The following is a 17,683-nucleotide window of genomic DNA, read 5'->3' as shown; positions in this document are numbered from 1 at the left end:
CCTACCCGGAGAGGTTGAAGTTGCCGGACGCGCCGTAGACGGCCAGGGAGATGAACAGGGTGATGGTGACGACCACGATCAGGGAGGTGCGCACGGCCTGACCGACCGCGATACCCACGCCGACCGGCCCGCCGGAGGCGTTGTAGCCGTAATAGGTGTGCACCAGCATCACCGCGATGGCCATCACGATCGCCTGGAGGAAGGACCACAGCAGGTCGCTGGGTATCAGGAAGGTGTTGAAGTAGTGGTCGTACAGGCCGGCCGACTGCCCGTTGATGAACACGGTGGTGAACCGGGCTGCGAAGAATGCGGCGAGTACCGACAGCGAGTACAGCGGAACGATCGCGATCAGCCCGGCCAGCAACCGGGTGGAGACCAGATAGGACACCGCGTGGACCGCCATCGCTTCGACGGCGTCGATCTCCTCGGCCACCCGCATCGCGCCGAGCTGGGCGGTGGCGCCTGCGCCGATCGTGGCCGCCAGGGCGATGCCGGCGATCACCGGTGCCACGATGCGCACGTTCAGGAACGCCGAGAGGAAGCCGGTCAGGGCCTCGATGCCGATGTTGCCCAGCGACGAGTAGCCCTGAACCGCGATGACGCCACCGGAGGCCAGGGTGAGGAAGGCCGCGACACCGACGGTGCCACCGATCATCACCAACGCGCCTGCGCCCATGGTCATCTCGGCTACCAGCCGGATGGTCTCCTTGCGGTAGCGGTTGACCGCGTTGGGCAGGTACCGCATCGTCTCGCCGTAGAACAGTGCCTGTTCGCCGATATTGTCGACGGTCTTGGGCACGCCCCGGAACAGCCGCCGAAAGCGGAGGGTGGCGTCATAGCTCATGGCTGGACCTTCTTCGCGCAAGCGCTCATCAGATCCATGTTCTTCGCGCAAGCCCTCATCAGATCCATGTTCTTCGCGCAAGCGCTCATCATCGGACCAGCACCCGAACCCCGATAGCCGTCATGATCACGTTGATCACGAACAGGCAGATGAAGGCGTAGACCACCGTTTCGTTCACTGCGTTACCGACACCCTTCGGGCCTCCTTTGACGGTCAACCCGCGGTAGCAGCCGACCAGGCCGGCCACCACGCCGAACAGCAGTGCCTTGATCTCGGCCAGCACGAGCTCGCCGAGCCCGGTCAGCACGGTCAGGCCGTTGATGAAAGCGCCGGGGTTCACCCCCTGGAGAAATACCGAGAAGGCGTAGCCGCCGGCGATGCCGATCGCACACACCAGACCGTTGAGCAGCAGCGCGACGAACATCGACGCGAGCACACGGGGCACCACCAGGCGTTGGATCGGGTCGATGCCCAGCACCCGCATCGCGTCGATCTCCTCGCGGATAGTGCGGGCGCCGAGGTCTGCGCAGATCGCCGTGGCACCGGCGCCTGCCACCACCAGCACGGTCACGACGGGGCCGAGCTGGGTGATGGTGCCGAAGGCGGTGCCGGCGCCGGACAGGTCGGCGGCGCCGATCTCGCGGAGGAGGATGTTGAGCGTGAACGCGACCAGAACCGTGAACGGGATGGCAACCAGCAGGGTCGGCACGAGCGACACCCGGGCGATCATCCAGGTTTGATCCAGGAACTCTTTGAACTGGAACGGTCGACGGAACATCTTGGCGAAGGTGTCCAAGGACATCTCGACGAAGCCGCCCACGGCCCGGGCCGGAACCGCAAGCTGTTCGATCAACCTGGGCTCCGTTCTCGGGGTACTCGGATGGGGGAAAATTTTGCGGAAACTCGCGTTAGCGAAAAACTGACGGCCACATGTCGTGGCTGCCCTCCCACCCCTTGGTCTTAGTGCGCTCTTAGTGAGCCGGATCATATTAACTAGAACATGTTCGCACTGTCAAAGAATTCAAAATATTAGCTTCAACAGCGGTTTTCCCAGTTCAGGACACGTTAGATGGACTAGCAACTAGAACTTGTTCCAGTCCCGTTGAACCGCCCTGAACGAGACCGTCAGTCTCGTGAGGCCATCAGCTCGGTGGCCGAGAATCCACGCGTCCGGTCACGATCAGCAAAGTAATCGTGCAGTGTCCCGCTGAGGTCTGCCGGGTTCCAGGCGTCGGAGTCTGCAGTGAAGTGCTTCTCGGCGGTGGGCGGCGCGACCAACGTGACAGTTGGACCATAGACGATGAACAGCTGAGCGTTCACAGCTTCGGACGCCGGAGCGGCCAGGAAACGCACAAGTGTGACGACATGGTCGGTCGACAGCGGGTCGATCTGCCCTTCGGCCCCGTCGGGTGCGTCGCCGAAGACGCCTGCGGTCATGGCGGTGCGGGCCCGCGGCGCGATCGCGTTGGCCCGCACGCCGAAGCGTTCCAGGGCCCGGGCCGCGGACACCGTGAGCGCCGTGATGCCCGCCTTGGCGGCACCGTAGTTGGGCTGGCCGACCGGACCCGACAGTCCGGCCTCCGACGAGGTGTTGATGATCCGGCCATAGACCGTGCCATCCCCCGCCTTGGCCTTGTTGCGCCAGTAGACGGCGGCATTGCGGGTCAGCAGGAAGTGGCCACGCAGGTGCACGGCGATGACCGCGTCCCACTCCTCGTCGCTCATGTTGAACAGGATCCGGTCGCGGGTGATGCCCGCGTTGTTGACGACGATGTCCAGTCCACCCAGACCGTCGGCAGTGGCGACCAGCTCGTCCGCGGTCGAGCGCGCACTGATGTCCCCGGCCACGGCGACGCCCTTGGAGCCGGCAGCGGCGATCTCGTCGAGAACGTCAGAGGCGTCGAGCGCGCCGGCCATGTCGTTGACCACCACGGTGGCTCCGGCCTTGGCCAGACCGATGGCTTCGGCGCGGCCCAGGCCCGCGGCCGCACCGGTGACCACAGCCACCTTTCCGGACAGGTCGATCTGAGCGTCGTCAGTCATATTTATGAATACCTCTAGTCTTTTCGGATCAGGGCTGCACGGGGGCATTCGGCGATGGACTGCTCGGCCAGATCCTCCTGGTCGGCAGGCACCGGATCGGCCTTGACCACGGCGTAGTCGTCGTCATCAAGATCGAACAAATCGGGGGCAATACCCACGCAGACCGCATTACCTTCACAGCGATCACGGTCAACTTCTACTCGCATGGCGACCTCCTCACGACGTGTGCACGCACGGGGCTGCGTACGCGCAGCCACAGAATACGACCACACCGGACGGATACCGGCCCGACACCGGCCTGGATCCTAAGACTAGAACGTGTTACAACCAGGTGAGAACTCAGGTCTATCAAGCAGTGAGGATGCAGCGCAATGCGGATCGGTTACACCCCCGAGCAGGAGGAGCTGCGCCGCGAGTTGCGCGCGTACTTCTCCAAGTTGATGACACCCGAACGGGTTGAGGCACTCAGCTCCTCCGAAGGCGAGATGGGACGCGGCAACATCTACCGCGAGACCGTCGCGCAGATGGGCAAGGACGGCTGGCTGACGCTGAACTGGCCCGAGGAGTACGGCGGCCAGGCGCGTACGCCCATGGAGTCGCTGATCTTCACCGACGAGGCCGCGATCGCCGGCGCGCCGGTGCCGTTCCTGACAATCAACAGCGTCGCGCCGACGATCATGCACTTCGGCACCGATGAGCAGAAGAAGTTCTTCCTGCCCAAGATCGCCGCGGGTGAGCTGCACTTCTCCATCGGCTACTCCGAGCCCGGCGCGGGCACCGACCTGGCGGCGCTGCGCACCACGGCAGTCCGCGACGGTGACGACTACGTGGTCAACGGCCAGAAGATGTGGACGTCGCTGATCGCCTACGCCGACTACGTCTGGCTGGCGGTGCGCACCAACCCCGAGGCCAAGAAGCACCGCGGCATCTCGATGCTGATCATGCCGACGACGGCCGAGGGTTTCTCCTGGACCCCGGTGCACACCATGTCGGGTGTGGACACCAGCGCCACCTACTACCAGGACGTGCGCATCCCAGTCACCAACCTGGTCGGCGAGGAGAACGCCGGCTGGAAGCTGGTGACCAATCAGCTGAACCACGAGCGGGTGGCTCTCGTTTCTTCGCAGCCGATCTACGTCGCACTCGACGGGGTCCGCGAGTGGGCCCAGAACACCAAGGACGTGCACGGCAAGCGGGTCATCGACTCCGAGTGGGTTCAGCTCAACCTGGCCCGGGTGCACGCCAAGGCAGAGGTGCTCAAGCTGATCAACTGGGAGCTGGCCTCGGCCCAGGACGAGGCTCCTTCTCCGGCGGATGCGTCGGCGGCCAAGGTCTACGGCACCGAGCTGGCCACCGAGGCCTACCGCCTGCTGATGGAGGTGCTCGGCACGGCGGCGACGCTGCGCCCGGACAGCAAGGGCGCGCTGCTGCGTGGCCGCATCGAGCGGTTCCACCGGTCGGCGCTGATCCTGACCTTCGGCGGCGGCACCAACGAGATTCAGCGTGACATCATCGGCATGGTCGCTTTGGGCCTGCCCAGGGTCAACCGGTAAGGACGGCACACCAATGGATTTCAAGACGACCGAAGAGGCCACCGACCTGGGTGGCCTGGTGCGCACGATCACCGAATCGGTGTGCACACCCGAACGCCAGCGTGAGCTCGACGGGCTCGAGCAGCGGTTCGACGCCAATCTGTGGGCCAAGCTGGTCGAGGCCGACGTCCTGTCGGCCGCGGCTCCCGAATCCGTGGGCGGCGGCGGCCTCGGCGTGCTCGAGCAGACCGCCGTGCTGACCGCGCTCGGTCGCCAGCTGGCTGCCGTGCCCTACGTGGACTCGGTGGTACTTGGCGCGGGCGCGCTGGCTGCGTTCGGATCCGAGGAACTGCGCACCCAGTGGGCCGCGCCCGCGGTATCCGGCGACAAGATCCTCACTGTCGCCCTCGACGGCGAAATGGGCCAGGGCCCGGTGCAGGCTACGTCTTCTGAGGGGCCTGACGGCCGAAGCTACAAGCTCACCGGTACCCGCACCCAGGTGAACTACGGGCCGATCGCCGACGCGTTCCTGGTTCCGGCCGAAACCGATTCCGGAGTCAGTGTCTTCCTGGTGTCCGGGGATGATCCCGGCGTGACGGTCAGCCTGCTCAGCACCACCGGCAAGGGCAGCGTGGCTCTGCTGGAGCTCGAGGGCACCACGGTGGACGCCGCGCGCGTCGTCGGCGGTGCCGAGGTCGCCGATTGGCTGACCACGCATGCGGCGTTGGCCCGCACCGCGTTCCAGCTCGGCGTGCTGGAACGCGCGCTGGAGCTCACCTCCGAGTACGCCCGGGAGCGCGAGCAGTTCGACCGGCCGATCGGCAGCTTCCAAGCCGTCTCGTCACGGCTGGCCGACGGCTACATCGACGTCAAGGGCCTGCGCCTGACACTGACCCAGGCGGCCTGGCGGCTGTCCGAGGATCTGCCCGCTGACATCGATGTCGCCAGTGCGGCGTTCTGGGCTGCCGAGGCGGGCCACCGCGTTGCGCACACCGCGGTGCACGTGCACGGCGGTGTCGGCATCGACATGGATCACCCGGTGCACCGGTACTTCCTGGCCGCCAAGCAGACCGAGTTCAACCTCGGCGGGGCGACCGGGCAGCTCCTGCGCATCGGCCGCGAACTCGCCGACACCCCGGTCTAGGAATGGGGGGTCCAACCGTCGGCCCGACGGTCACCGAGCTGCTGGTCCCATTGGCCGATGTCATTGACCGTGGTGTCTACCAAGAGGATTCGTTCGTCAGCTGGGCTGACCACGTCGCCGCAGGCGCGCAACTGGCCGCGGCACTGCGGGCCCGGTTGGACCCCGCCAGGCCCCCGCATGTCGGGGCATTGCTGGCCAACACGACGTTCTTCTCCAGCCTGCTGGTGGCTGCGGGACTGACCGGGCTGGTTCCGGTGGGGCTCAACCAGACCCGGCGCGGTGAGGCGCTGACCCGCGACATCGCGCAGGCCGATTGCCAGCTGGTCCTGACCGACAGCCCCGAAGCGGTCCCTCCCGGGGTGAATTTCATCGACGTCGAATCTGCCGACTGGGCAGCCGAACTCGCGTCCTACCGCGACACCCCGGTCACATTCGCCGAATTGTCGGCCGATGACCTGTTCATGCTCATCTTCACCTCGGGGACCAGTGGTGACCCCAAGGCGGTGCGGGTCACCCACGACAAGGTGGCGTTCCCGGGCCGGATGCTGGCCGAACGCTTCGGCCTGGGTCCGGCCGACACCGTGTACCTGTCGATGCCGCTGTTCCACTCGAACGCGATCATGGCCGGGTGGGCCGTCGCCGCCGCGGCCGGCGCGTCGATTGCTTTGCGGCGCAAGTTCTCCGCCTCCGGGTTCATACCGGACATCCGGCGCTTCGGCGCCACCTACGCCAACTACGTCGGCAAGCCGTTGTCCTACATCCTGGCCACCGAACCGACCGCCGACGATGCCGACAATCCGTTGCGGATTCTCTACGGCAACGAGGGTGCGCCGCGTGACCTGAGCCGGTTCGCCGAGCGGTTCGGCGTGACAGTGGTCGACGGATTCGGTTCCAGCGAGGGCGGGGTCGCGATCGCCCGCACGCCCGACACTCCCGAGGGCGCCCTCGGCCCACTCACCGATCAGGTGGCGATCGTCGATGTTGACACGGGTGAGCCGTGCCCGCCCGGGGTGGTCGGCGAGTTGGTGAATCCGACCGGCGCCGGCTGGTTCCGCGGCTACTACGACGATCCCGATGCCGAGGCGGCCAGGATGGCCGGCGGCATCTACCACACAGGCGACCTGGCGTACCTCGACGAGGACGGCTATGCCCACTTCGCCGGACGGCTCGGCGACTGGATGCGGGTGGACGGCGAGAACCTGGGTACCGCGCCGATCGAACGGATCCTGCTGCGCTACCCCGATGTCACCGAGGTCGCGGTGTACCCGATTCCCGACCCCAACGTGGGTGATCAGGTGATGGCCGCGCTGGTGCTGACGGCGGGCACGCCGTTCGACATCGAGAAGTTCGGCAAATTTCTTCATGAGCAGTCCGATCTGGGGCCCAAACAGTGGCCGTCGTATGTCCGGATCGGCACTGCGTTGCCGCGCACCGAGACGTTCAAGGTGATCAAGCGACAGTTGTCGGCCGAGGGCACCGACTGCGCCGACCCCGTCTGGCCGATCTCCCGGTAGCCGCACCCGTTGTGAATCCAACGTGGCGCGCTGACCATTACGCGGCGGGTTGCTGCTCAATACTGACCGCAACCCGCCGCACAAGTGCCCGCGTCGCACCACCGTGACCCATTTCGATACCATCGGCATCGAAACATGGGAGGCGCAGCATGCACATCGCAGTGACCGGAGGCACCGGCTATCTCGGGGCGCACACCGTTCGGGGCCTGCTGGCTGCCGGGCATCGGATCCGTCTGCTGGTCGCACCGGGCTGCGGCGACGACCAGGTGATCGGACACCTCGCCACCCTCGGCGAGATGTCCGTGCTGGAGGGCGACATCCGCGACGGCGACACCGTCGGGAAGCTGCTCGCGGGCTGCGACGCCCTGATCCACGCCGCGGGCATCGTCGGCACCGACCAACGCCGCGAACAGCTGATGTGGGAGATCAACGCGCACGCCACCGAGGTCGTGTTGAACCGCGCCGTCGAGGCCGGGCTCGATCCCATCGTCTCGGTCAGCAGCTACAGCTCGCTGTTCCCGCCGCCCGACGGGGTGATCTCCGCCGACACCCCGCCCGCACCGGGCCGCAGCCCCTACGCCCAGACCAAGGCCTATGCCGATCGGGTGGCCCGACGGTTGCAGGACGACGGCGCCCCGGTCGTGGTCACCTACCCGTCGAGCGTGGTGGGCCCGGCGTTCTTCACCGCCGCTGGGGTCACCGAGCGCGGCTGGGCACCGATCGCCAAGGCCGGCCTGGCACCGCGGATGAGCGGTGGCATGCAGATGATCGACGTGCGCGACGTTGCGCTCGTCCACGAGCGGCTGATGGTGGCCGGGCTCGGACCCAGACGCTATGTCTGCGGCGGTGTGATGGTGTCGTTCAACGAGATGATCGATGTGCTGGAGCAGGGCCGAGGACACAAGATCCGCCGGATTCCGGTGCCGGGCGGACTATTCCGCGGCATCGGCTGGTTGTCCGACCTGGTCGGTGGGGTACTGCCGCTCGGCGACGGGATCAGCTACGAGGCAGCGATGCTGCTGACCGCTGCCACCCCGACCGACGACAAGAGAACGCTCGCCGATCTGGGTATCGAGGCCTGGCGTTCGCCTCAGGCCGCCATGCTGGCGTCATTCGGCCGGTGACACCCCGAGGGCGTGGCTGAGCAGCCGCACCAGGCGCTGCTGCAGTTCCGGCGAATCGTCATCGGTTGCCACCGTGGTCGTGAACAACGCCGCCCCGGCCGCCATGGACAGCGCGGCCCTGGCATCGGACTCCGATCCGTAGCCTTTGGCGGCGAACATCTCGATCGCAGGACCGCTGAACCCGTCCCACAACGCCTTTCGCAATGCGGCGTTCTCCCGCAGGGCCAGCAGCAGCCCTGGCACGGCCTCGCTCACGTCCGGGCGACTGAACAGCTGATGGCTGCCGCGCACCACCCAGTCGATCCAGCCCGCCAGGTCGGTACCCGAAAACGGTGACATGTCGGGTGATTCGCCGAGGATCGCGTGCAGCACCAGCTCGGCCTTCGATGCCCAGCGCCGGTTCAGGCTGGACCTGCCCACCCCGGACCGCACCGCGACCAGCCGCACGCTCAGATCGTCCCAGCCCACCTCGACCAGCAACTCGCGGGTGACCGCGAGCACGCGCTCGTCGATCGACGTGTCGCGTGGTCGGCCGGTCATTCCCCGATTCAACCGCATGGTGGCGCGGGTAGCGTCGGTGACGTGGGCTACCGCGAACACGATCCGCCGTCACGCCTGAGCGAGCTCGTCGAATGCCGGTGGGTGCGCTCCGGCCCGGCCGAACCCGGCCGGATTCTGCCCGACGGCTGCATGGACCTGATCCAGATGGACGACACGATCATCGTCGCGGGCCCCGACACCACGGCGTTCATGGCGGCAGGTAGCCGGGATCCGGTGCAGGGATTGCGGTTTCGTCCCGGAGTCCTGCCGCGGCTACTGGGCATCCCGGCCGACGAGCTGTGCAATACGCGGGTCGAGCTACGCGAACTCTGCAGCATCGAGGAGGGCCGTTCACTCGACGAGCTCACCGAAGCGCTGGCATCGCAGCGGCCCCGCGCCGAGACCACGCCGTGGCCCTTACCGATGCTTCGTGACGTCACGCGCCGGCTGGCGGCCGGCGAATCGGTCACTGCGACAGCGCGGTACGCCGGATGGTCGAGCCGAACGCTGCAGCGGCAGTGCGCCGCGGTCTACGGATACGGCCCGGCGACGATGCGCCGCGTCCTCCGGTTCCGTCGTGCGGTCGGGCTGCTCGGCACCGGTGCGAGCTCGAACGCGGTCGCTGTGCGGGCGGGCTATTCCGACCAGCCCCACCTGCACCGCGAGGTCCGCGCGCTGGCCGGCATCGGATTACGCCAGCTCCGTCAGTTTTCCAATGGCGCGAACAGATCCACCGAGGTCCCGTCGGGGTCCTCGACGGTCGCGTAGCGCTGCCCCCACGGCGCGTCGAACGGCTTGAGCTTTCCCGGATGCCCGGCGTCGGTGAGCCGGTCGTACAGCGCGTCGACGCCGGCGGGCGCATCGACGCCGAAAGCCAGGGCCACCCGCCCGGGCCCGGTGGGAGGTGTCCAGCCGGGATGCATACCGGCGATCACCTCCTCGGTGTCGAACGCGAGCCGGTTTCCGCCCGGCAACGCCACCTCGACGTGCGGCCCGTCCGGTTCGGGAACCGCCAAGCCGAGCAGCCGGTAGAAATCCAGGGCTCGCGACAGGTCTCTGGTGACGATCTCGATGACCGCCGAGTTCAGGTTCAAGGCCATACCCGCAGGTTAGGACGCTGGACCGCCCTAAGTCGTGAACAGATCGGACAAGGTGTGCCTTTGTCGGACTGCCGGTACCGAGTAGGTTGAGCCTGACTGTTAGTTACTTGCCAGTAGGGAGTCCCCGATGCCTGCTCCGTCCGCCGCCGACTTCGCCCGCCTGCGCGCGCTCGTCGCCATCGACGACGTCGGAGCCCGGCAGTCCAAGCCGATCGACGAAGTCTTCACCGGCAAGGAACTGACCACCATCCCGGTCGGTACCGCCGACGACGTCACCGCCGCCTTCGCCAAAGCCCGGGCCGCGCAGGCGCAGTGGGCCAAGCGTCCGGTCAAGGAACGCGCCGCCATCATCAAGCGCTTCGGCGCACTGCTGGCCGAGAATCGTGACTTCCTGATGGACGTGGCCCAGGCCGAGACCGGCAAGGCCCGGTCGGCCGCGCAGGAAGAGATCGTCGACATGATCCTGAACGCGGGCTACTACGCCCGCGAGGCGTCCCGATTGCTCGCGACCAAGCGGGTCCAGGGTCTGCTGCCCGGATTCGTCAAGACCGTGGTCAACCACCACCCCAAGGGCGTCATCGGCGTCATCTCGCCGTGGAACTACCCGATGACCCTGTCGATCTCGGATTCCATCCCGGCCCTGCTGGCCGGCAACGCGGTGGTGGTCAAGCCCGACAGCCAGACCCCGTACTGCACGCTCGCCAATGCCGAGCTGCTCTATCAGGCCGGCCTGCCGCGTGATCTGTTCGCGGTGGTGCCGGGTCCGGGTTCGGTGGTCGGCACCGCGATCGTCGAGAACTGCGACTACATGATGTTCACCGGTTCGACGGCCACCGGGCGGACGCTGGCCGAGCAGTGCGGCCGCCGGTTGATCGGCTTCTCCGCCGAGCTCGGTGGCAAGAACCCGATGATCGTCACCAAGGGTGCCAACCTCAAGGTGGCAGCCAAGGCCGCCACCCGCGCCTGCTTCTCCAATGCCGGTCAGCTGTGCATCTCGATCGAACGGATCTACGTCGAGAAGGACGTCGCCGACGAGTTCACCGCCAAGTTCGCCGAGCAAGTGCGCAACATGAACCTTTCGGCGGCCTACGACTTCACCGCCGACATGGGCAGCCTGATCTCCGAAGACCAGATCAAGACCGTGTCCGGCCATGTCGACGACGCAAAAGCCAAGGGCGCCAAGGTGGTTGCCGGCGGCCACGCACGCCCCGACATCGGCCCGCTGTTCTTCGAGCCGACCGTGCTGACCGGGGTCACCGACGAGATGGAATGCGCGCGCAACGAGACCTTCGGCCCGTTGGTGTCGATCTACCCGGTCGATTCCGTCGACGAGGCCATCGAGAAGGCCAACGACACCGAGTACGGCCTGAACGCCAGCGTGTGGGCCGGTTCGAAGTCCGAGGGCGAGGCGATCGCGGCCCGGGTCAATTCCGGCACGGTCAACGTCGACGAGGGCTATGCCCTGGCGTTCGGTAGCACCGCAGCCCCGATGGGTGGCATGAAGGCCTCCGGGGTCGGACGACGCCACGGCGCCGACGGCATCCTCAAGTACACCGAGTCGCAGACCGTCTCCACCGCCCGGGTGATCAATCTCGATCCGCCGCTGGGGATCTCGCAGACGGTCTGGCAGAAGGCGCTCACCCCGATGATCAGGGCACTGCAGAAGCTGCCCGGCCGCTAGATCGACGTCGGGATGCCGCCGGCTACATCAACTTCTACCTGTGCAACGGCGGCGTGATCGCGCCTGAATTCGGCGATCCGCGAGCCGATGCCGCAGCACGACAGACGTTGGAGCGACTCTTCCCCGACGGCCGGGTCGTGCAGATCAACATCGACGGCATCGCGGCCGGCGGTGGCGGCATCCACTGCACCACCCAGCAGGAACCGGTCGACTAGCTCACGGGACGCCGCGCCACGACGGCGAAGTTCAGCGGAATCCGCGGCGCCCCGGGCGGTAGCGCCCAGCCCTGAGGACAGGACACGAGCGCCGGGAACGCCTGCCAGTCCATGTAGGGCAGTTCGACCAGTGCCTCGATGACGAGCCCGGCCTGCAGTAATGACGTCACGACTTCGGACAGATCGTGGCGCCACTCGTGGTTGCGCACGTTTTGGATCTGGCCTGCCGAATCTTCGGTGTACGTCCCGTCGTCGTCGTAGGTTCGGGCTCCCCCACCGCTGAGGTAGTCGTCGGTGATGTCCCACGGCTCGTAGTCCATCGCACCGAGGATCGGATGATCGTCGCGGATCAGGAACACCCCGCCCGGCTCGAGCAAATCGTGGATCGATCCCGCCCAACTGGCGAGATCGGGCAGCCACACGATGGTCCCGGCACTGGTCACAACGATCTCGAAGCGGCGCTGGATCAGCGTCGACGCGAAGCGCGCATCGCCCTCGACCCAGGTGATGTCACGGCCGTCGGCCTCGGCGATCCGGGCCGCGTGCCGCAGCGAATTCGGCGAAAGGTCGATACCGTGCACGTCGCGGGCACCCAGACGCGCCCAGGAGATGGTGTCGGTGCCGATGTGGCACTGCAGATGCAGCAGTGACCGGTCTTTCACTCCGGTTACCGGCAGGTGCGGCGCGAGCACCTCGAGGTCGTTGCGCACCACCCACGAAATGTCGGTGGGATCGGCGAGAAACCCTGCCACGTCGTACATCTCGGACCGGACATGCACATCGGCCCGGTCGTCCCAGTTGGCCCGGTTCGCCGCCAGGGCGTCCGCTACATCCACCAGCTCGACCATACCCATCCCAAACGGCGCAGACTCAGCTGCCGGCGATACCGTCCAGGCGCTTGGTCGCCGCCTCGAAACCGCTCACCAGCTCGGCGATGATGTCGGCGGCCGGCCGGATCTCGTTCATCCGGCCCACGATCTGGCCCACCGGCATGGCGACCGCGGTCGGGTCATCGGACAGGCTCATCCGCTGATGTGCCTCGCCGACCAGGATGTTCTGCAGCGGCATCGGCAATGCCTCGGGGGCGTCCGGTGCATCCCAGGCGTCGGTCCAGCGGCTCTTCAGGATCCGGGCGGGCTTGCCGGAGTAGATCTTTCGGCGCACGGTGTCGGCTGACGTGGCCTTCAGCAACGCCTCCTGGATCACCGAGGCACCCGACTCGCGACGCACACCCAGGTCGTATTCGGCCGCGGTGAGGAACGCCGAGCCCATCCACACTCCCTGGGCACCAAGCGCCAGGGCTGCGGCCAACTGCCGGCCGCTACCGATTCCGCCGGCAGCGAGCACCGCGGCCTTGCCGTCGACCGCGTCGACGATCTCTGGCCACAACACCACCGAACCGATCTCGCCGGTGTGCCCGCCGGCCTCCTGGCCCTGGGCGATCACGATGTCCACACCGTTGGCGACGTGGCTGAGCGCATGCTTCGCACTGCCGGCCAGCGCAGCCACCGGCACACCTGCCTCGTGGACCTGCTCGATGACGTCATTCGGCGGGGACCCCAGCGCGTTGGCGATCAGTTTGATCGGATGGCGCAGCGCCACCTCGACATGGCTGCGCGCCACCGAATGCAGCCAGCCCAGCACACCCGTGTTGTGCTCGCCCTCCGCGGGGAGCGGCGGAACACCAAGATCAGCAAGAGTTTTCGCGACGAAGTCCCGATGCGCCTGCGGAATCAGCTTGTCGATGTCGACGGCGCTGCCCTCGGTGGGGATCTTGCTGGGCATCACCACGTCGACGCCGTACGGCTTACCGTCGGTGTTGGCGTCCATCCAGGACAGCACATTGTCCAGCTCGTCGGGATCGTTGAACCGCACGCAGCCCAGCACACCCAGACCGCCGGCCCGGGTGACCGCCGCGGCCACCTTCTCCGACGGGGTGAAGACGAAGATCGGGTATTCGACCCCGAATCTTTCGCTCAATTCTGTCTTCACAGTCGAGTCCTCATCTACTTCGCTCCAACATGATTCGCGTGCACCTCGTCGGCCGCACGCTCCTCGGTGGTGTCCTTGGCCCAGCGGTAGTCGGGCTTGCCCGCGGGCGAACGCTTGACCTCGTCGACCAGCCACAGGCTGCGCGGCACCTTGTAGCCGGCGATCTCGCTGCGCACGAACGTGTCGAGTTCGGCCAGGGTCGGGCGAGACCCCTCGCGAGCCTGCACGACCGCGGCGACATGCTGACCGAAGCGCTCGTCGGGTACGCCGACCACGAGCGCGTCGAACACGTCGGGGTGCCCCTTCAGTGCGGCCTCGACCTCTTCGGGGTAGATCTTCTCGCCACCGGAGTTGATCGACACCGAGCCGCGGCCCAGCATGGTCACGCTGCCGTCGGCCTCGACCTCGGCGTAGTCACCCGGGATGGCGTACCGGACACCGTTGAAGGTCCGGAAGGTCTCGGCGGTCTTCTTCTCGTCCTTGAAGTAACCGACCGGGATGTGACCGCACTTCGCGATGATGCCGCGCACACCCGAACCCGGAACGACCTCGTTGCCGTCCTCGTCGAGCACCTTGGTGTTCTTGTCGATGGTCACCCGCGGTCCGCCGGTGTGGCTCTGCCCCTTGGCCACCACGGAGGTACCACCGAAACCGGTCTCCGAGGAGCCGATCGAGTCGGTGATGATCCGGTTGGGCAGCAGCTCGAGGAACTTCTCCTTGAGGCTGGTGGAGAACAGGGCCGCGGTGCTGGCGAGCAGGAACAGCGACGACAGGTCGTACTCGTTCCCCGCGTCCTGATGTGCGAGCAGCGCATCGAGCAGTGGGCGCGCCATCGCGTCACCGGTGAAGAACAGCAGGTTCACCTTGTGCTCGTGGATCATCCGCCACGCCGCGTCGGCGTCGAACTCCGGCATCAGCACCACGGTGTGGCCGGTGAACAAGGCCATCCAGGTGGCCGACTGGGTCGCACCGTGGATCATCGGCGGGATGGGCAGCCGGATCATCGGCGGGTTGGCGACGGCCTGCTTGGACAGGTCGTATTCATCGGCCACCGGCTCGCCGGTGGCGAAGTCGGTGCCGCCGAACAGCACTCGGTAGATGTCCTCGTGACGCCACATGACGCCCTTGGGGAATCCGGTGGTGCCGCCCGTGTAGAGCAGGTAGATGTCGTCTTCGCTGCGCGGGCCGAAGTCGCGCTCGGGTGAGTGCTCGGCGATGGCCGAGTAGAACTCGACGCCGCCGTAGCGCTGGTAGTCGTCGTCGGACCCGTCTTCGACCACGAGGACGGTCTTGACCAGCGGAGTCTCCGGCAGGACGTTGGCCACGCGGTCGGCGTAGCGGCGCTCGTGGATCAACGCGACCATGTCCGAGTTCTCGAACAGGTACTTCAGCTCGCCCTCGACGTAGCGGAAGTTGACGTTGACCAGGATCGCGCCGGCCTTCACGATGCCCAACATCCCGATCACGATCTCGATGCGGTTGCGACAGTAAAGGCCGACCTTGTCGTCCTTCTTGACGCCTTGGGCGATCAGGTAATGGGCCAGACGGTTGGCCTTCTCCTCCAACTGCGCATAGGTCAGCTGTTCGACGCCACAAATCAGGGCGACACGGTCAGGCACAGCATCGATGGCGTGCTCGGCAAGATCGGCAATATTCAGAGCCACAGAACCTAAACTAGAACGTGTTACATTTCGAGACAAGTCTGGGTTGAAAATGTATAGGAGCTGGCACCTGTGAGCGATACCGAAAAAGGACCCGACGCCCTCATTGAGCAGCGCGGACACACCCTGATCCTGACGTTGAACCGGCCCGAGGCGCGCAATGCGCTTTCGACCGAGATGCTCTCGATCATGGTCGAGGCCTGGGACCGCGTCGACAACGATCCGGAGATCCGTACCTGCATCCTGACCGGCGCGGGCGGGTACTTCTGCGCGGGCATGGACCTCAAGGGCGCCACCAAGAAACCGCCGGGCGACTCGTTCAAGGACGGCAGCTACGACCCGTCGCGCATCGACGGCCTGCTCAAGGGCCGTCGGCTCACGAAGCCGCTGATCGCCGCGGTAGAGGGCCCGGCCATCGCCGGCGGCACCGAGATCCTGCAGGGCACCGACATCCGCGTGGCCGGCGAGAGCGCCAAGTTCGGCATCTCCGAGGCCAAGTGGAGCCTGTACCCGATGGGTGGCTCGGCAGTGCGCCTGGTGCGCCAGATTCCCTACACCATCGCGTGCGACATGCTGCTGACCGGACGGCACATCACCGCTGCCCAGGCCCTGGAGTACGGCCTGATCGGTCATGTCGTTCCGGACGGCACCGCGCTGGACAAGGCCCTGGAGATCGCCGAGGTGATCAACAACAACGGCCCGCTGGCCGTGCAGGCGATCCTCAAGACCATCCGCGAGACCGAGGGCATGCACGAGAACGAGGCGTTCAAGCCCGACACCGCCAACGGCATCCCGGTGTTCCTGTCCGCCGACGCCAAGGAAGGCCCGCTGGCCTTCAAGGAGAAGCGCGCGCCCAAGTTCCAGATGCGCTGATCCCCGCTGCCGGCGCAGACCGCCCTCATCGCTGATTTCGCCCGCCAACTGTCCTCATTGCAGCACTGAGCAGCCCTATACTCGTGCCAACTTTTGCCGGGACGGGAGCCGGGCATGCCTGAACGCGATGAGGCGTCTGCGCCAACCACCGATAACTCGGTACGCCGTGGCCTGTTACTGCAACTCGCCCTGCGGATGCTCATGGCGATGTTCATCGGCGTCGCCCTGGTGTCGCAGCCCCCACACTCGAACCTGTGGCTACACCGCGCGATCTTCGTCGGCTACGCCGCGGCGGTCTCGGTGTGGAGCTGGTGGACGCTGCGCTCCGCCGACCGGTCGGGCGGCGGAACCCGGCGATCGGTGGCACTGCTCATGCTGTGCGTGGATCTCCTTGCGGTCGCGATCATTTCGACGGAAACCGGGATCAGTTCGGCAGAGACTTGGACCTCCGACGTGGTACAGCACGGGCTGTTCCTGATCCCGCTGATCGCGGCAGCGCAACTCGATCCCGTTGTCAGCGCCACGATCGCGGTCCCTACGGTGGTCACGTTCTTCGTGGTGAGCTGGGTTGACAAGGCCGCCAACGGCAATGAGCCCTGGGGGTCGATCCTGGCGCGGACCGCCGTGCTGTTCGGCCTGGCTGCCGGTTCGGTCGCGTTGTCGTGGATCCAGCAATCCAGGACCAGGACCATCACCGCCCTGGCCCTCGAGCGGACCCGTCTGCTCGAAGAAGTGATCAACCTGGAGAAGCGCGAACGCCAATCGCTCTCCGAACGCCTGCACGATGGTGCGCTCCAGTACGTGCTGGTGGCGCGACGCGACATGGAAGAGGTCCGGGACGGATCGGTCGACGGGATGGACCGCGTCGACTTCGCGTTGGCGGAGTCTTCCCGCCTGCTACGCGACGTGGTTCGCGAACTGCATCCAGAGGTTCTGGCCCGGGCCGGCCTCAAGGCGGCGATGACCTCGCTGGCCGACGGCATCGCGACGCGCACCAACCTCACAGTCCAGTTGGACGCTGACAGCTGGCCCGCCGACCTACGCACCGACGCCGATCATCTGATCTACAGCGCGGCTCGGGAATTCTCCACAAACGCCATCAAGCACGCACAGGCCCAGAATCTGCGATTCACCCTGGGCTACAACGGCATTCAAGCCGCAATGTGCATCGCAGATGACGGCGTCGGCATTCCACCCGAGCGTCTTGCGCAGAGCATCGAGGATGGCCACATCGGGTTCGCCTCGATTTGCGCCAAGGTTCTGGCCGCTGGCGGCACATTCGTGGTGACGGGCACACCCGGGACCACCGTGTCGATCTCGGTTCCCGCGAAAGGCACCGCCGACGCTACCGGGTCAGTAGCGGCGAAGCGGCCGCCCCACGTCCAGATGACGTAGGCGTTGCCGCAAAACTGAGGCCCTG

At 66.5% G+C, this 17,683-nt stretch carries 18 protein-coding genes; 9 read left to right on the top strand and 9 right to left on the bottom strand.

From position 1 onward, the window contains the following. Position 1: 1 nt before the first annotated feature. The 4 genes from AB0876_RS01390 to AB0876_RS01375 form a co-directional block, all read right to left on the bottom strand. Positions 2 to 844: an ABC transporter permease gene (locus AB0876_RS01390; RefSeq protein WP_064884624.1), complete on the bottom strand. Its 843-nt coding sequence runs from the start codon at positions 842 to 844 to the stop codon at positions 2 to 4. Between the two features lie 88 nt (positions 845 to 932). After that, on the bottom strand, positions 933 to 1,697 hold the full coding sequence (locus AB0876_RS01385; RefSeq protein WP_064884622.1) for an MlaE family ABC transporter permease: 765 nt from the start codon (positions 1,695 to 1,697) through the stop codon (positions 933 to 935). A 272-nt stretch (positions 1,698 to 1,969) separates the two neighbouring features. After that, positions 1,970 to 2,887 carry a 3-oxoacyl-ACP reductase gene (locus AB0876_RS01380; protein ID WP_418021346.1) on the bottom strand — a complete coding sequence of 306 codons (918 nt, stop codon included), beginning with the start codon at positions 2,885 to 2,887 and terminating at the stop codon, positions 1,970 to 1,972. 14 nt (positions 2,888 to 2,901) lie between these two features. Beyond that, positions 2,902 to 3,093 (bottom strand): ferredoxin, encoded by a 192-nt coding sequence (locus AB0876_RS01375; RefSeq protein WP_064933094.1) that lies wholly within the window; start codon positions 3,091 to 3,093, stop codon positions 2,902 to 2,904. A gap of 165 nt (positions 3,094 to 3,258) precedes the next feature. On the opposite strand from AB0876_RS01375, the gene AB0876_RS01370 reads away from it, so the two are divergent. From AB0876_RS01370 to AB0876_RS01355, 4 genes are all read left to right on the top strand, one after another. Further along, positions 3,259 to 4,440 carry an acyl-CoA dehydrogenase family protein gene (locus AB0876_RS01370; RefSeq protein WP_065148027.1) on the top strand — a complete coding sequence of 394 codons (1,182 nt, stop codon included), beginning with the start codon at positions 3,259 to 3,261 and terminating at the stop codon, positions 4,438 to 4,440. Positions 4,441 to 4,453: 13 nt separating this feature from the next. Next, positions 4,454 to 5,563 carry an acyl-CoA dehydrogenase family protein gene (locus tag AB0876_RS01365; RefSeq protein WP_491837254.1) on the top strand — a complete coding sequence of 370 codons (1,110 nt, stop codon included), beginning with the start codon at positions 4,454 to 4,456 and terminating at the stop codon, positions 5,561 to 5,563. Positions 5,564 to 5,565: 2 nt separating this feature from the next. Continuing rightward, complete coding sequence (gene fadD17, locus AB0876_RS01360; RefSeq protein WP_526040981.1) at positions 5,566 to 7,077, top strand: long-chain-fatty-acid--CoA ligase FadD17; 1,512 nt, start codon at positions 5,566 to 5,568, stop codon at positions 7,075 to 7,077. A gap of 149 nt (positions 7,078 to 7,226) precedes the next feature. Next, a complete protein-coding gene (locus tag AB0876_RS01355) occupies positions 7,227 to 8,201 on the top strand; it encodes an NAD-dependent epimerase/dehydratase family protein (RefSeq protein WP_526040980.1) in 975 nt (324 codons plus the stop codon). Here AB0876_RS01355 and AB0876_RS01350 read toward each other — a convergent pair. Beyond that, on the bottom strand, positions 8,187 to 8,741 hold the full coding sequence (locus AB0876_RS01350; RefSeq protein WP_491837251.1) for a TetR/AcrR family transcriptional regulator: 555 nt from the start codon (positions 8,739 to 8,741) through the stop codon (positions 8,187 to 8,189). The genes AB0876_RS01355 and AB0876_RS01350 overlap by 15 nt on opposite strands. 42 nt (positions 8,742 to 8,783) lie before the next feature. Here AB0876_RS01350 and AB0876_RS01345 point away from each other — a divergent pair, with 42 nt between their 5' ends. Then, entirely contained in the window at positions 8,784 to 9,509 is a 726-nt protein-coding gene (locus AB0876_RS01345) for a helix-turn-helix domain-containing protein (RefSeq protein WP_526040979.1), read from the top strand. Here the strand turns inward: AB0876_RS01345 and AB0876_RS01340 are convergent. Further along, on the bottom strand, positions 9,446 to 9,841 hold the full coding sequence (locus AB0876_RS01340; RefSeq protein WP_526040978.1) for a VOC family protein: 396 nt from the start codon (positions 9,839 to 9,841) through the stop codon (positions 9,446 to 9,448). The genes AB0876_RS01345 and AB0876_RS01340 overlap by 64 nt on opposite strands. A 127-nt stretch (positions 9,842 to 9,968) precedes the next feature. Here AB0876_RS01340 and AB0876_RS01335 point away from each other — a divergent pair, with 127 nt between their 5' ends. Next, complete coding sequence (locus tag AB0876_RS01335; protein ID WP_526040977.1) at positions 9,969 to 11,522, top strand: succinic semialdehyde dehydrogenase; 1,554 nt, start codon at positions 9,969 to 9,971, stop codon at positions 11,520 to 11,522. After that, positions 11,465 to 11,737 (top strand): agmatine deiminase family protein, encoded by a 273-nt coding sequence (locus tag AB0876_RS01330; protein WP_526041455.1) that lies wholly within the window; start codon positions 11,465 to 11,467, stop codon positions 11,735 to 11,737. Before AB0876_RS01335 ends, AB0876_RS01330 begins: the two co-directional genes overlap by 58 nt. On the opposite strand, the gene AB0876_RS01325 is transcribed toward AB0876_RS01330, so the two are convergent. Genes AB0876_RS01325 through fadD19 form a run of 3 tightly spaced genes read right to left on the bottom strand, consistent with a single transcriptional unit; the run spans position 11,734 to position 15,393 of the window. After that, positions 11,734 to 12,585: a class I SAM-dependent methyltransferase gene (locus tag AB0876_RS01325; RefSeq protein WP_526040976.1), complete on the bottom strand. Its 852-nt coding sequence runs from the start codon at positions 12,583 to 12,585 to the stop codon at positions 11,734 to 11,736. The genes AB0876_RS01330 and AB0876_RS01325 overlap by 4 nt on opposite strands. A gap of 22 nt (positions 12,586 to 12,607) precedes the next feature. Beyond that, positions 12,608 to 13,729 (bottom strand): NAD(P)H-dependent flavin oxidoreductase, encoded by a 1,122-nt coding sequence (locus AB0876_RS01320; protein ID WP_526040975.1) that lies wholly within the window; start codon positions 13,727 to 13,729, stop codon positions 12,608 to 12,610. A 14-nt stretch (positions 13,730 to 13,743) separates the two neighbouring features. Continuing rightward, positions 13,744 to 15,393 (bottom strand): medium/long-chain-fatty-acid--CoA/3-oxocholest-4-en-26-oate--CoA ligase, encoded by a 1,650-nt coding sequence (gene fadD19, locus AB0876_RS01315; RefSeq protein WP_526040974.1) that lies wholly within the window; start codon positions 15,391 to 15,393, stop codon positions 13,744 to 13,746. A 69-nt stretch (positions 15,394 to 15,462) separates the two neighbouring features. On the opposite strand from fadD19, the gene AB0876_RS01310 reads away from it, so the two are divergent. Together AB0876_RS01310 and AB0876_RS01305 are read left to right on the top strand one after the other, a co-directional pair. After that, positions 15,463 to 16,263: a crotonase/enoyl-CoA hydratase family protein gene (locus AB0876_RS01310; protein WP_064884597.1), complete on the top strand. Its 801-nt coding sequence runs from the start codon at positions 15,463 to 15,465 to the stop codon at positions 16,261 to 16,263. A 114-nt stretch (positions 16,264 to 16,377) separates the two neighbouring features. Next, positions 16,378 to 17,658 (top strand): sensor histidine kinase, encoded by a 1,281-nt coding sequence (locus tag AB0876_RS01305; RefSeq protein ID WP_526040973.1) that lies wholly within the window; start codon positions 16,378 to 16,380, stop codon positions 17,656 to 17,658. The last annotated feature ends 25 nt before the right edge of the window (positions 17,659 to 17,683 follow it).

Source organism: Mycobacterium sp. NPDC049093, from assembly GCF_040704635.1.
Classification (GTDB): domain Bacteria; phylum Actinomycetota; class Actinomycetes; order Mycobacteriales; family Mycobacteriaceae; genus Mycobacterium.
Note: the sequence above shows the minus strand (reverse complement) of the source record. Positions and strands in the feature narration are given on the sequence as shown.

Coding starts and splice junctions, on each gene's coding strand:
- AB0876_RS01390 (WP_064884624.1), bottom strand. CDS start 844: ATGAGCTATGACGCCACCCTCCGCTTTCGGCGGCTGTTCCGGGGCGTG.
- AB0876_RS01380 (WP_418021346.1), bottom strand. CDS start 2,887: ATGACTGACGACGCTCAGATCGACCTGTCCGGAAAGGTGGCTGTGGTC.
- AB0876_RS01375 (WP_064933094.1), bottom strand. CDS start 3,093: ATGCGAGTAGAAGTTGACCGTGATCGCTGTGAAGGTAATGCGGTCTGC.
- AB0876_RS01370 (WP_065148027.1), top strand. CDS start 3,259: ATGCGGATCGGTTACACCCCCGAGCAGGAGGAGCTGCGCCGCGAGTTG.
- AB0876_RS01365 (WP_491837254.1), top strand. CDS start 4,454: ATGGATTTCAAGACGACCGAAGAGGCCACCGACCTGGGTGGCCTGGTG.
- fadD17 (WP_526040981.1), top strand. CDS start 5,566: ATGGGGGGTCCAACCGTCGGCCCGACGGTCACCGAGCTGCTGGTCCCA.
- AB0876_RS01355 (WP_526040980.1), top strand. CDS start 7,227: ATGCACATCGCAGTGACCGGAGGCACCGGCTATCTCGGGGCGCACACC.
- AB0876_RS01350 (WP_491837251.1), bottom strand. CDS start 8,741: ATGACCGGCCGACCACGCGACACGTCGATCGACGAGCGCGTGCTCGCG.
- AB0876_RS01340 (WP_526040978.1), bottom strand. CDS start 9,841: ATGGCCTTGAACCTGAACTCGGCGGTCATCGAGATCGTCACCAGAGAC.
- AB0876_RS01335 (WP_526040977.1), top strand. CDS start 9,969: ATGCCTGCTCCGTCCGCCGCCGACTTCGCCCGCCTGCGCGCGCTCGTC.
- AB0876_RS01325 (WP_526040976.1), bottom strand. CDS start 12,585: ATGGTCGAGCTGGTGGATGTAGCGGACGCCCTGGCGGCGAACCGGGCC.
- AB0876_RS01305 (WP_526040973.1), top strand. CDS start 16,378: ATGCCTGAACGCGATGAGGCGTCTGCGCCAACCACCGATAACTCGGTA.